This window comes from Sphingopyxis sp. GW821-FHT12C06 (assembly GCF_058807415.1).
Map to the genome: position 1 here is coordinate 189,522 of NZ_JBXAQR010000002.1, position 12,510 is coordinate 202,031.

The 12,510-nt window shown below is 61.9% G+C and carries 16 protein-coding genes and 1 tRNA gene; 11 read left to right on the forward strand and 6 right to left on the reverse strand.

Going from position 1 to position 12,510, the window contains the following annotated elements:
* Window positions 1-10 precede the first annotated feature (10 nt).
* The 4 genes from hslO to queE all read left to right on the forward strand — a co-directional run bounded on the left by hslO (window position 11) and on the right by queE (window position 2,998).
* Window positions 11-925, forward strand: coding sequence for an Hsp33 family molecular chaperone HslO (gene hslO / locus AC1RRJ_RS06240; RefSeq protein ID WP_493120898.1), 915 nt, complete (start codon window positions 11-13; stop codon window positions 923-925).
* 165 nt (window positions 926-1,090) lie between these two features.
* Entirely contained in the window at window positions 1,091-1,474 is a 384-nt protein-coding gene (locus AC1RRJ_RS06245; RefSeq protein ID WP_493120899.1) for a hypothetical protein, read from the forward strand.
* A 171-nt stretch (window positions 1,475-1,645) separates the two neighbouring features.
* Window positions 1,646-2,362, forward strand: a complete 717-nt coding sequence (gene queC / locus AC1RRJ_RS06250) for a 7-cyano-7-deazaguanine synthase QueC (protein ID WP_493121778.1) — start codon at window positions 1,646-1,648, stop codon at window positions 2,360-2,362.
* A gap of 3 nt (window positions 2,363-2,365) precedes the next feature.
* A complete protein-coding gene (gene queE / locus AC1RRJ_RS06255) occupies window positions 2,366-2,998 on the forward strand; it encodes a 7-carboxy-7-deazaguanine synthase (protein ID WP_493120900.1) in 633 nt (210 codons plus the stop codon).
* Window positions 2,999-3,001: 3 nt separating this feature from the next.
* Here queE and AC1RRJ_RS06260 read toward each other — a convergent pair whose 3' ends face one another.
* Window positions 3,002-3,337 carry a hypothetical protein gene (locus AC1RRJ_RS06260; protein ID WP_493120901.1) on the reverse strand — a complete coding sequence of 112 codons (336 nt, stop codon included), beginning with the start codon at window positions 3,335-3,337 and terminating at the stop codon, window positions 3,002-3,004.
* A gap of 9 nt (window positions 3,338-3,346) precedes the next feature.
* Window positions 3,347-4,000, reverse strand: coding sequence for a lipoyl(octanoyl) transferase LipB (lipB, locus tag AC1RRJ_RS06265; protein ID WP_493120902.1), 654 nt, complete (start codon window positions 3,998-4,000; stop codon window positions 3,347-3,349).
* Between the two features lie 130 nt (window positions 4,001-4,130).
* Between lipB and AC1RRJ_RS06270 the strand changes: the two genes are divergently transcribed.
* Window positions 4,131-4,949: a hypothetical protein gene (locus AC1RRJ_RS06270; protein ID WP_493120903.1), complete on the forward strand. Its 819-nt coding sequence runs from the start codon at window positions 4,131-4,133 to the stop codon at window positions 4,947-4,949.
* A gap of 46 nt (window positions 4,950-4,995) precedes the next feature.
* Window positions 4,996-5,850, forward strand: coding sequence for a hypothetical protein (locus AC1RRJ_RS06275; RefSeq protein ID WP_493120904.1), 855 nt, complete (start codon window positions 4,996-4,998; stop codon window positions 5,848-5,850).
* Between the two features lie 58 nt (window positions 5,851-5,908).
* Here AC1RRJ_RS06275 and hemF read toward each other — a convergent pair whose 3' ends face one another.
* Window positions 5,909-6,769, reverse strand: a complete 861-nt coding sequence (hemF, locus tag AC1RRJ_RS06280; protein ID WP_493120905.1) for an oxygen-dependent coproporphyrinogen oxidase — start codon at window positions 6,767-6,769, stop codon at window positions 5,909-5,911.
* Window positions 6,766-7,224, reverse strand: a complete 459-nt coding sequence (locus tag AC1RRJ_RS06285) for a tRNA (cytidine(34)-2'-O)-methyltransferase (protein ID WP_493120906.1) — start codon at window positions 7,222-7,224, stop codon at window positions 6,766-6,768. The genes hemF and AC1RRJ_RS06285 overlap by 4 nt, the downstream gene beginning before the upstream one ends.
* A 224-nt stretch (window positions 7,225-7,448) precedes the next feature.
* Here AC1RRJ_RS06285 and petA point away from each other — a divergent pair, with 224 nt between their 5' ends.
* From petA to AC1RRJ_RS06305, 4 genes are read left to right on the forward strand one after another with little or no spacing between them, the layout of a single operon-like run.
* A complete protein-coding gene (petA, locus tag AC1RRJ_RS06290) occupies window positions 7,449-8,006 on the forward strand; it encodes a ubiquinol-cytochrome c reductase iron-sulfur subunit (protein WP_493120907.1) in 558 nt (185 codons plus the stop codon).
* Window positions 8,007-8,019: 13 nt separating this feature from the next.
* The gene (locus AC1RRJ_RS06295; RefSeq protein ID WP_493120908.1) at window positions 8,020-9,306 is read left to right on the forward strand and encodes a cytochrome b; all 1,287 of its coding nucleotides are present in this window, start codon (window positions 8,020-8,022) and stop codon (window positions 9,304-9,306) included.
* Window positions 9,307-9,337: 31 nt separating this feature from the next.
* Window positions 9,338-10,147, forward strand: a complete 810-nt coding sequence (locus AC1RRJ_RS06300) for a cytochrome c1 (protein ID WP_493120909.1) — start codon at window positions 9,338-9,340, stop codon at window positions 10,145-10,147.
* Window positions 10,148-10,172: 25 nt separating this feature from the next.
* Window positions 10,173-10,727 (forward strand): adenine phosphoribosyltransferase, encoded by a 555-nt coding sequence (locus tag AC1RRJ_RS06305; RefSeq protein ID WP_493120910.1) that lies wholly within the window; start codon window positions 10,173-10,175, stop codon window positions 10,725-10,727.
* On the opposite strand, the gene AC1RRJ_RS06310 is transcribed toward AC1RRJ_RS06305, so the two are convergent.
* On the reverse strand, window positions 10,724-11,236 hold the full coding sequence (locus AC1RRJ_RS06310; protein ID WP_493121781.1) for a DUF4386 family protein: 513 nt from the start codon (window positions 11,234-11,236) through the stop codon (window positions 10,724-10,726). The two genes, AC1RRJ_RS06305 and AC1RRJ_RS06310, sit on opposite strands and share 4 nt — an antisense overlap.
* Window positions 11,237-11,393: 157 nt before the next feature.
* A complete protein-coding gene (locus tag AC1RRJ_RS06315) occupies window positions 11,394-12,167 on the reverse strand; it encodes a DUF1134 domain-containing protein (protein WP_493120911.1) in 774 nt (257 codons plus the stop codon).
* Between the two features lie 236 nt (window positions 12,168-12,403).
* Between AC1RRJ_RS06315 and AC1RRJ_RS06320 the strand changes: the two genes are divergently transcribed.
* A tRNA-Ser gene (locus AC1RRJ_RS06320) sits at window positions 12,404-12,496 on the forward strand.
* Window positions 12,497-12,510 lie beyond the last annotated feature (14 nt).

The following is a 12,510-nucleotide window of genomic DNA, read 5'->3' on the forward strand; positions in this document are numbered from 1 at the left end:
GCCGCCAGTCGTGAGCGAAATCATCGAAACCTGGTTCGACCAGCCTCTCGTCTTCACCATCGCCGCGCGGCACGTGCGCGGGCGTTTGGTGCGGCTGGGGCCTGTGCTGAACACGATCATCGCGGCGCATAATTATCCGCCGGTTGCCGAGAAATTGCTCGCCGAAGCGCTGGTGCTGACGGTCCTGCTCGGATCGACACTGAAGGATGAAAACGGGCAGTTGACGCTGCAGGCGCAGACCGGTGGCGGTCCGATCGAATTGCTCGTGTGCGATTATCGCGGCGGCGAATTGCGTGGCTATCTGAAATTCGATGCCGAGCGGCTGGCGGAGGTAGGGGCCGATCCGACGCTATTCGCGCTGTTCGGCGAAGGCTTCCTTGCGATCACCTTTGACCAGGCGACCAGCGGCGAGCGCTATCAGGGCATCGTTCCGCTGGAAGGATCGTCGATCGGAACCGCCGCCGAACATTATTTCGAACAATCCGAACAAATTCCCAGCCTGCTCAAGCTTGCCGCGCGACATGATGCAGAGGCGGGCTGCGTCGCGGGCGGATTGCTGCTCCAGCACCTCCCCGAAGGCGAGGTCGATCGCGACCGGCTGCATCTCCGTCACGACTATCCCCAATGGGATCATGCGCGAACGATCGCGGGGACGCTCAAGGATAGCGAACTCACCGATCCTGCCACGTCGCTCGAGACGCTGGCATGGCGGTTGTTCCACGAGGAAGAGGTGCGGGTCGCTCCGGGGGCGATGCTTTCGCGCGGCTGCCGGTGCAGCAATGACTATTTCGCGGGCGTGTTGGCGCAGTTCCCGGAGGCGGAGCGGCAGGACATGGCCGACGAAGCCGGCAATGTCGTCGTCGACTGCGCCTTTTGCTCGCGCATATTCCCGATTCCATTGGAAGAAATCGCGACGCACAGCTGAAGGCGGCTTTGCAGCCGGGCCCTGCTGACGACAAGACGAGGCAATTTGGCGCCAAGCGGTTGAAATCGTGCACCCCCATCGCTACCTTGTGTCAAACAGGGTCGCAATTTCGTTCGCTTTCGGGCGACCAACGGACAGGTGGAAATGGCGATCTTCTCTCCCTTTATGCGATGGACTTTGGCTGCTTGCGCGCTTGCGGTCGCGCCGGCGGTGCCGGCGCAGGCGCCCTCGTTGACGATGCTCGACCGGCTTGAAAAAGGAAGCTGGCAACTGCGCGAGCGCGGCAAGGATGCTGTCCTGCAAACGATATGCGTCGGCGACGCGCGGCGGATGATCCAGATTTATCATCCGCGGTCGAATTGTTCGCGCTATGTCATCGAGGACACGCCGACCTCGGTGACGGTGCATTATACCTGCCCGGGCGCAGGGCATGGGCGGACCAGTATTCGCAGCGAAACCAATCGTCTGGTGCAGATCGACACGCAGGGCATTGCCGACGGCAAGCCCTTTTCGCAGTCGATCGAAGCCCGCCGAACCGGCGGCTGCTGACGCCTGTCTATCGGTAAGCTGGGGTTAACCCTTCGTCCCTAAACAGGAGGGGTGACATATGGATGTGTGTCACACCTCCCTAAACGGCTTCATGCCGACCTGGGCCGTATCGCGAAAGCCGTGCGGCCCGTTTCTTTGGTGCGCTGCAACAAGCCGCCTCTTGCGCGGTCATTGGAGCAGGCGTATCGGGCGCCGATGCAAGATATTTCCGGAAAAACCCTGATCGTTCTTTTGTCGGGCGGGCTCGATTCGATGGTGTGCGCGGGGCTCGCGCGCGAAGCGGGTGCGCGGATCGTCGCGCTGACGATCGACTATAACCAGCGCCACCGCGTCGAGCTGGAATCGGCGGCGCGCATTGCTGAAAGCATCGGCGCGGCCGAACATATCGTCCTACCGCTCGATCTGCGCCGTTTCGGCGGCTCGGCGCTGACCGCCGATATCGACGTGCCGAAGGATGGCATGAGCAGCGATGTTCCCATCACCTATGTCCCGGCGCGCAACCTGATCTTTCTGTCGCTGACGCTGGGGCTGGCCGAAGCGCGGCAGGCGCAGGACATTGTCATCGGCGTCAACGCGCTCGACTATTCGGGCTATCCCGACTGCCGTCCCGACTTCATCGCGGGTTTCGAGGACCTGGCACGGCTCGCGACGCGCGACGGCGACATTGGCGTCGCCTTCCGCATCCACGCGCCGCTGCAATATATGACCAAGGCCGACATCGCGGCCGAAGCGACGCGGCTGGGAATGGACGCGGGGATGAGCTGGTCCTGTTACGATCCGACCCCCGAGGGGCTGCATTGCGGCCTGTGCGACAGCTGCCGTTTGCGGAGCAAGGGCTTCGCTGACGCCGGGCTGGCAGACCCGACCCGTTACGCCGTGACGGCCTGATCGATGGCCTATGCCGTCAAAGAGATTTTCCTGACCCTGCAAGGCGAGGGCGCGCAGGCGGGTCGCCGCGCAGTCTTCTGCCGCTTCGCCGGGTGCAATTTGTGGACCGGGCGCGAGGTCGATCGCGCCAAGGCGGTGTGCAAATTCTGCGACACCGATTTCGTCGGCACCGACGGCACGCTCGGCGGCAAATATGCCGATGCCGCGGCACTGGCAGCGGTGATCGCCGAAAATTGGGGCGAGGGTTTCGACGACCGTTATGTCGTTCTGACCGGGGGCGAGCCGATGCTCCAGGTCGACGATGCGCTGATCGAGGCACTCCATCGCGAGGGCTTTACCGTCGCGATCGAATCCAACGGCACGCTCGCGGTCCCGCGCAGCATCGACTGGATCTGTATCAGTCCGAAGGCCGGAAGCGAGCTCGTGCAGTTGAGCGGCGACGAATTGAAGCTTGTTTGGCCGCAGCCCGGCAGCGACGTCGAACGGCTCGCGGGGCTCGATTTCGAGCATCGGCTGGTTCAGCCGCTCGACGATCCGAATGCCGCAGACAATGTTCAGCGCTGCATCGATCTCGTGATGGACGACCCGCGCTGGCGGCTGTCGTTACAGGCGCACAAGAGCCTAGGGTTGCGCTAGGCGCTATTCGGCCTTCTTGGCGGCAGGCTCGGTGACGGTTTTTGGGACGGCGGGGACTGCGACCGCATCGACGGTTGCGGTGTCAGCCACATTGTCGCCTTCCTCGGCGGTGGCATCCTTGGATTTCGTCGCGTCCTTTTTCGTTCCATCGTCGGGAACGCTGTTATCGACCGCAGTGCCGTCGCTTGCGGCGTTGTCGAGAATGATCATCGAATCGCTGATCGAGCCGGGCTGAACCTCGACAGCGTCGAGCTTGGCTGTCGACTTGCCAGCGGGTTCGCCGCCTCCGCAGGCCGCGAGCGAGAGAAGGAGGAGTGAAGAGAAAAGGGTGCGCGTCATGCGCCGTTCCTAATCCTTCGCTTGAAGCTTGTCGAGGAAGGCGGGCAGGGCATCCGTCAATGCGGCATCGACGTCGGCAAAACTTGCGGTTTTGCCTAACGCGGCAAGGCTGGTGACGGGGAATTCGGCGATTCCGCACGGAACAATGCCACCGAAATGCGCCATGTCGGGCGCGATGTTGAGCGAAAAGCCGTGCATCGTGACCCAGCGCTTCACGCGCACACCGATCGCACCGATCTTGGCCTCGCGACCGTACAGATCGTCGGTCCAGATGCCGATGCGGCCATCTGCGCGGCGGGCCGCGACTCCGAGCTGGGCCAGCGCGTCGATCACCCAGCCTTCGAGCGCGGAGACATAGGCACGCACGTCGCGGCCGCGTTTCGTGAGGTCGAACTGGACATAGCCGACCCGCTGGCCCGGGCCATGATAGGTATAACGCCCGCCGCGTCCCGCGTCATAAACGGGAAAGCGCGGATCGAGCAGTTCGGCGGGATCCGAACTCGTGCCCGCCGTATATAGCGGGGGGTGTTCGAGCAGCCAGATGCGTTCGCTGGCCTCGCCGGCGTAGATCGCGGCCGCGCGCGCTTCCATATCGGCGAGCGCGGCGGGGTAATCGGTCAGGCCCGGCGAAACGGTCCATTCGGGTTGCTGCAAACGGCTCATCGCGCCGCGTCCTGCCCGCCTGCGCGAACGAGTGCAAGAGGCGGGGCCTGAATCGACCCACAAGGCTGGACAACGGGGATCAAGCGCGTCAGGCTCCCGGGCACAACAATCAGGTGGAAATGGAGTATTGATGCCGAAATTCGATATGGGTGCAGCTTGGGACGACAGCAAGGTCTTGCTGCGTTCGCATAGCGCACTGACCGGCGCCATCGCCGCTGTTTTCCTGTTCCTGCCGACATTGGCAGTCGGCTGGTTCGGCCCGACGCCGATTGCCCCCGCCGACGGTGCGAGTTTGGAGCAGGTCATGGCGGCGTTTCGTGAAAATGCCGGACAGGCGGTCCCCTATCAGCTTCTGGTCAGCATTGTTTCCGCGATTGGTGGTGTAGGTATCCTGCGGTTATGGTTGTCGCGATCGGGCACCAGCGTCGGCGACGCGCTGCTCTTTGCGATCAAGATGATCCCGACGATGATCGCCGTCCAGCTGATCATGGGTGTTGCGCTGGGGCTTGGCGCATTGCTGCTCCTTGTGCCGGGCATCGCTGCGGGCGGCGGGGCGGTGTCCATGCTGCTCGTGCTGATCGGTCTGATCCTGCTTCTTGGTCTTAGCGCCTATTTCTGGGGCAGGCTTGCGGTGGTGTCGCCGGTGATCGCCGACCGCGAGGTGCGCAACCCGATCACCGCGCTTCAGACGGGCTGGGCGCTGACCAGGGACAATGGCTGGCGGATTTTCCTGTTCATGTTTCTGGTTGCTCTGGTGATCGTGGTTGTTGCGACGCTGGTCGGTGGGCTTGTCGGCGCTGTGGCGGGAACGGGCGACGGGATCGGACGCATGCTGACCGGGTTTGTCCAGGGCGTCGTCGCGGCCATCGGCGGCCTCATATCGGTGGCGATTGCCGCCGCGACCTATCGCCAACTGGCGGTCCGCGATGCCGAGAATGTTTTTGCATGAGTGCGGTGCAAACGCAGTCGGGCTGCTTCACAAGGGGGAAGTGACGATGAATCGGATTAGCATTGGTCAGGCGTGGTCCTGTGCGACCAGCTTTTTCGCGGGGCAGGGCCTCAATCATGCCATTGCCCTGATCGGAGTGGGGATCGTTATCCCCCTGATACTGCAATTCGCGCTTGGCGGCGGGGCGGCGATGACCGATCCGATGAGCTTTGTTACTGGTGGCGGAATGATGGCGATGGGCGCGATCGCGATCCTGATGAGCCTGGCCAACTATGTTCTCCAGACGGGCAGTTATTTCGCGTCGTGGCGGATCGGACTGGCCCAGGGCGCCGAACCACTCGGTTCAGCGTTGGGTTATGGTCTGATCGCCGCACTGCCGGTGCTGTTGCTCAGCGCCGTTGTGGTGATCATCTTCGCTGCGGTTGCGTTCCTGGTCTTTGGCAGCGCGCTCATGCCGATGATGATGGGCGAGCAGCCCAGCCAGGCCGCGATCGCTGGCACCGGCATGCTTCTTTTGCTCCTGATGCCGCTGTTCTTTCTGTTCATGATCTGGATTGCGGCGCGCTTCTGCTGCACGGGGCCGGTCATGGCCGATCAGCGGACATTCAACGTGTTGACCGGGCTCGGCGAATCATGGCGTATGACCGCGGCGTCGCAGTGGAAGATTGTCGGCTATTTCGTTTTGCTGGGTATCGCGCTCTTCGTCCTTGCCATGATCCTGATGATGATCGTCGGAGTGTCGATGTTCGCGGGCGGCGGTGTCCCCAGCGGCGGATCGATCATCGGCCTTGTCGTTGGCGCGTTGCTTCTGACCGTCCCGATGGCCTATTTGCAGGTCGGCGTGCCCGCGGGCATCTATCGCGCTTTGGGGCAAGGCAGCCAGGGCGATGTCTTCGCCTGATCCTGGTGTGTCGGAAAGAAAATAGGGCGCTCCGGCAACGGGGCGCCCTATTGCTGTCTCAGCTCCATTTGGCGAGCGGCGGCAAGCTCATCAGGATCGCGTCGATATTGCCGCCGGTCTTGAGTCCGAACAGCGTTCCGCGATCATAGACGAGGTTGAATTCGGCGTAGCGTCCGCGCCAGATGAGCTGTTCTTCGCGCTCCGCCCCGGTGAAGGGATGGTTCATCCTTCGCCGGACGATTTGCGGGAAAATGTCCAGAAATGCCTCGCCGACCCCCTGGGTGAACTGGAAACTGCGGTCGAACTCGGCGTCGTCGCCGGCTTCGAGATGGTCGTAGAAAATCCCGCCAACGCCCCGGTGAACCCCGCGATGCGGGATATAGAAATAGTCATCGGCCCATTTTGCATAGCGTTCATACACGTCGGGACCAAAGGGTGCGCAGGCCGCGCGCAGCCGCGCATGAAAGGCGTCCGTATCCTCGGCATAAGGAATCGGCGGGTTGAGATCGGCGCCGCCGCCGAACCAGCGCCTGGTCGTGACCAGGAAGCGCGTGTTCATATGCACCGCGGGCACATGCGGGTTCTTCATATGCGCGACGAGGCTGATGCCCGTCGCGAAAAAGCTGGGGTCATCGGCCGCGCCGTGAATCGATTGAGCGAAGTCGGGCGCGAACTGACCGCCGACGGTCGACACATTAACGCCGACCTTTTCAAAAACCTCTCCGGTCATCACGCCGCGTACGCCGCCGCCGCCCGCGCCGGGATCAAGCCCGTCGGCCTCGCGGTCCCACGGCGTATAGGCGAAGCGTGCATCGCTGCCGGCTTCGGTCTCGATCGCTTCGAATTCGGCGCAGATTCGGTCGCGCAGCGATTCGAACCAGGTGCGCGCCGTCTGTTGCTGGGAATCGAGCGAGATCATGCCGGAAAGCCTTTCGTCTGTCTGAGAGCTTCGGCGAGCGCGATGCCAGCCGCCACCGCGACATTCAAGGAGCGAAAGCCCGCCTGCATCGGAATTGCGACCCGCGCTGCCGCCGTATCATGGACATAAGGCGGGACGCCCGAGGATTCGGCACCGAGCAAAAGGACATCATGAGGCGTGAATACAAAGTCGGGCAGGGGAGTCGCGCCTGCGGTGGTCAACAGCACCGGGCGCAGATCTTCCGCCGTGATCGATGCATGAAAGCTGCGCCAGTCGGGGTGGCGGCGAACATTGGCGCGAACCGCATAGTCCATGCCCGCGCGCTTAAGGGCATGGTCGGAAAAGGGAAAGCCACAGGGCTCGATAATATGCGCGGGCACGCCGAAGCAGGCGGCGGTGCGCAATGTCGTGCCGACATTTCCTGCAATATCCGGCTGAAACAGGGCAATTTCCATGGAGATGCCATAGCCGTTGGGTTGGAAGGACGCGAGGGGTATCGCGGTCGTGTCGGCGTGCGGCGAAAAGAAGGGAAATTGCCTGTTGGCAAGCCCCGGATGTGCGGCTATCAGGCCCGCAATTCCCGGAGGGGCCGCCGGGACGCGTCGCTTTTGTGCGTGCGCAACACAGGCGGTCCGACTTTCCGAGAACTTTGTCAGTTCACCCATGCAAGGGCAGTCGAATGGCTAGTGAAACCGAACTCAATGCCGGCATCGAAGATGGCGTGCGGCGCCGGGACTTCATCAATATTGCGGCAGTGAGTTTCGCAGGTGTCGGTGCGGCGGCGGTTGTCCTGCCGCTCGTCAACCAGATGAACCCGTCGGCCGACGTGCTCGCGCTGTCGTCGACCGAAATCGACATTTCGGCGATCCAGCCGGGGCAGGCTATCAAGACCAGCTGGCGCAAGCAGCCGGTGTTCGTCCGCAACCTGGTGGCCAAGGAAATTGCCGAAGCCAAAGCTGTGGCGCTCGGCGATCTGCGCGATCCCGAAACGATCGATCAGCGCACCAAGCCGGGCAAGGAAAACTGGCTGATCACGCTGGGCGTTTGCACCCATTTGGGTTGCGTTCCCCTCGGTGCTGCCGAAGGTGAGAACCGCGGCGATTTCGGCGGTTATTTCTGCCCGTGCCACGGGTCGCACTATGACACCGCGGCCCGCATCCGTAAGGGGCCGGCGCCCAAGAATCTGGTCGTGCCGCCCTATGAATTTACCAGCGACACCGTCGTGACGATCGGCTGAGGAGCGAGATAAGATGAGCTTTCCCTGGGCCAAGCAATATCAGCCCCAGCATCCTTTGATGCAGTGGATTGACGAGAAGCTGCCAATGCCGCGTCTCGTCTACAACGCGATCGGTGCGGGCTACCCCGTTCCGCGCAACCTGAACTATTTCTGGAACTTCGGCGTTCTCGCCGGTGCCGCACTGGCGATCCAGATCATCACCGGTATCGTCCTGGCGATGCATTATGCCGCCAATGCGGGCGTCGCCTTCAATTCGGTCGAGCATATCATGCGCGACGTGAATGCCGGCTGGTTCATCCGCTATGCGCATATGAACGGCGCGAGCATGTTCTTCATCGTGGTCTATCTCCACATTTTCCGCGGCCTTTATTACGGTTCGTACAAGGCGCCGCGCGAAATGGTGTGGCTGCTCGGGGTGGTAATCTTCCTCCTCATGATGGCGACCGGTTTCATGGGCTATGTGCTTCCGTGGGGCCAGATGAGCTTCTGGGGCGCGCAGGTGATTACCGGCTTCTTCTCGGCGATTCCTGTCGTCGGCGAACCGATCCGCGAATGGCTTCTCGGCGGCTTCGTCCCCGATAATGCGACGCTCAACCGTTTCTTCTCGCTGCACTATTTGCTGCCGTTCGTGATCCTGGGTGTCGTCATCCTGCATATCTGGGCGCTGCACATTCCGGGCTCGAGCAATCCGACCGGTATCGAGGTGAAGGATGAGCAGGATACCGTCCCGTTCCATCCCTATTACACCGCGAAGGATGGTTTCGGACTGGGCATCTTCCTGCTGGTCTTCGTCGCGCTGACTTTCTTCAGCCCGAACATGCTGGGTCATGCCGACAACTATATTCCGGCGAACTCGCTGTCGACGCCGGCGCATATCGTTCCCGAATGGTATTTCCTGCCCTTCTACGCGATCCTGAAGGCCTTCACCTTCAACTTCCTGTGGATTGACGCGAAGCTGTGGGGCGTCATTGCGATGTTCGCTTCGATCGCCGTGCTGTTCTTCCTGCCCTGGCTTGACAGCTCGCCGATCAAGTCGTCGACCTATCGTCCGCTGTATCGCTGGTTCTTCTGGGCCCTCGTCGTCGACGTGCTGATCCTCGGGTTCTGTGGTATGCAGCCGGCCGAGCAGCCGTATGTGATCCTTAGCCAGCTCGGCGCGATCTACTATTTCGCTCACTTCCTGGTGATCCTTCCCATCGTTTCGCGGATCGAACGTCCGCTCCCGATGCCGAACTCGATCACCGAAGCGGTTCTCGCCAAACACGCCACCGACACCTCGTCGGCTTCGGCAACGGCCTGAGCGCCGGACTTTAATAGGAGCTGATACAGCCATGGTTCGTCCGCTCGGATTTCTCGTCGGTCTTGGTTTCATCACGGCACTGGTGTTCGCGATTTTCACGACGCCGTTGTCCAATGAACACAATGTCGCGCACGACTTTCACAAAGAGCCCAAGCCGCTGAAGCTTGCCAGTGACGGCCTCGCGCCGCACTGGGACAAGCAGCAGCTTCAGCGCGGGATGCAGGTGTACAAGGAAGTCTGCTCGGCCTGCCACAGCCTGCACCTCGTCGCTTTTCGCGATATCAAGGATCTGGGTTATACCGATGGTCAGGTGAAGACCTTTGCCAAGGGCTTCCAGGTTCCGTCGATCAACCCCGACACGGGTGAGCCGGCAACGCGTGATGGCCTGTCGTCGGATTATTTCCCGTCGCCCTATGCGAATGAAACTGCGGCGCGCGCTGCGAACAACAATGCGCTTCCGCCGGATCTTTCGCTGATCACCAAGGCGCGTGAAGGCGGCAAGGATTACATCTATTCGCTGCTGACCGGATTCCAGAATCCGCCAGCCAAGCTTCCGGCTGAACTCAAGCCGGGCACGGGGCTGCACTACAACCCCTATTTCGCCAACCTCAACCTCGCGATGGCGCCGCCGCTGACCAATGGTCAGGTGACCTACGCCGACGGTACGAAGGCGACTGTCGATCAGATGGCGAAGGATGTAACCGCATTTCTCGTCTGGACCGCAGAACCCAAGCTGGTGAAGCGTGTGCAGGTGGGTTGGGCAGCCTTCTTCTTCCTGCTGATCTTCACCGTGCTGACCTATTTGTCCTATCGGAACATCTGGGCTGACAAGAAGCATTGAGGCCCGGGAAGGGCGATTGTTCCAGATGATCGCCCTTCCGCCTCAACCGGACCTTGACCTCGCGTCGCTGGTCCGCACGATCCCGGACTTTCCCAAGCCGGGCATCCGGTTTCGCGATATCACCACATTGATCGGCGACGCGGTCGGCTTTGCCGAAAGCGTGCGCCGATTAAGTGCGTTGGCGGCAGTTCACCGCCCTGATGCCATCGTCGCGGTTGAGGCGCGCGGCTTTCTGTTCGGCGCCGCGATGGCGACCGCGATGGGGCTCGGCCTTGTTCCGGTCCGCAAGGCGGGCAAACTGCCCGGCGTTACGATTGGCGTGGACTATGAACTCGAATATGGCGTTGACCGGCTCGAACTGCACGAAGGTGCGATTCTGCCCGGTCACCGCGTCGTTCTCGTCGATGATCTGCTTGCAACCGGCGGGACGATCCTGGCGACGGCAGCGCTGATGCAGAGCGTCGGCGTGGAAGTCGCTGCAGCGCTGTTCGTCATCGACCTGCCCGATCTGGGCGGATCGCAGCGACTGGAGGCTGCGGGCCTCGTGTGTGAGACGCTGATTGCCTTTGAGGGCGACTAGCTGGCGGTGTCGACGGCTGGTGCGGGTGGTTTGGCACCCTTTATCAGCAACCAGAATCCCAATGTGACCTCGTAAATCAGCATCGGTAGCCACGCGATCCAGGTTGCTGCCGAAGACCAGTTCATCGGTCCGCCAAAAAGCCCGAATTGCTGAAGCGGGATCAATATCATCAGCAGAAGCGATGTGGCGAGACCGAGCCATGCGAGTGGCGCCGGCACCATCTGCCCGCGCAGGAGCAGCCAGGCGAAGGCCGTGCTGCCGACCGCGAAGAAGAAGATGCCCTCTCCGGCGCCTGCTTCGACAATACGACAAGCAAGGCCAAGCAGGGCGATTTCACGCCCGGCGCCGCGCGTTATGGCGTAGAGGGTTACTCCCAGAACTACGGCGGACAAGGCGGTGAACAAGCCGAGGGTTTCGGCGGCATGTGGCACCCGCGTCATCGCCATGCTGGCGATCCCCGCTGCGATATAGAAAAGGAACGCAAAGCCAGCGATCCGCGCATTTGTCATGAAAGCCACGCGCCATCCCCTTTGAGGCCGACGGTCGATGGCTCAAAGCGTACAGCAATCGGGAATGGCTCGCAATCGGAGCCCGGCGCGGGTGACGGGCAAAGAAAAAGCCCGCGCCGAAGCGCGGGCTATCGCCCCCGTGGCGAGCGGCTACTTCTTAGAAGGGGACCCAGTTCTGCTTCTTGCGGAACTTCATATAGCCGACGTTTGCGCCAAGGCGCGCGCCAACGCCGACGCGGATGGGGATCAGCACGACATCGCCACGGCGCAGGTAGCTCGCGTTGAAGCCGCCGATCAGATAGGCGGCGCCTTCGCCCGCCGGATAGCGCTTGTACAGATCCTCGCTGTCGAACAGATTATAGACGAGAACGAAGGTATTGCCGGCATTGGCTCCGGCGTCGAAGCCGATCGACGGTCCCGTCCAATAGGCGGGTAGATCGCCCTCGACCTTGTGGTGGAGCGTGCCCGAGCCATAGCGGACACCGACAACCAGTGCGCCGCCAGCCTCGCGCCCGACGATATAGGCGTTGGGTTCGCCCTGCTTCTTCAGAATATCTTCAATCAGGCCCGCGAGGCCCTGTGCACCCTTGCCGAACACGCCCTCGGCGGCGCCGATCAGATCGTCTTTTTTGTACGTCGTGCCCGGGGGAGCGGTGTTGGTCACGGCGGCGGAGTTCGTTCCCGAAACCGTAGCTGTATCGTTGGTGCCCACCACCTGACCATATTGTTCGTCGCCAGTGGCGAGGTCGCTGTTGATATCGCTCCCCGTCGAATCACCGCTTGCAGGTGGCGGGGCGGGCCTGTCGAGATCGGCGTCGATCGCCGCATTGGGGTCGACTTCCTGCATCTGCGCAGCGGCAGGCATCGGCGCCAGGGCAAGGCCGATTGCCGCAAAAGCCGTGATCGCAAAACTGCTGATCGTGTTCCGCATAATACCCCCAAAAATCGTACGGCGCGCGGCGCCGAAACCTGATCCAATCATGGCCTGATTTGGCGCTCGAGCAATGAACCGGCGATGACCCGAGTCGAAATTGCGCCGGAATGAATCATTTTCGCCGCCAAAGCGTCGATGGATGCAAAAAGGGCAATGTTTGGCGTTGCGGGGCGATGAAGTGCTGGCTATAGCGCCCGCCTAGGCCAGACTGTTGCTAGCGCGACAGGCCATGCGGAGGCGTGGGTGAGTGGCTGAAACCAACGGTTTGCTAAACCGTCGTACTGGTAAATCCGGTACCGAGGGTTCGAATCCCTCCGCCTCCGCCACTTTTCAATTCACA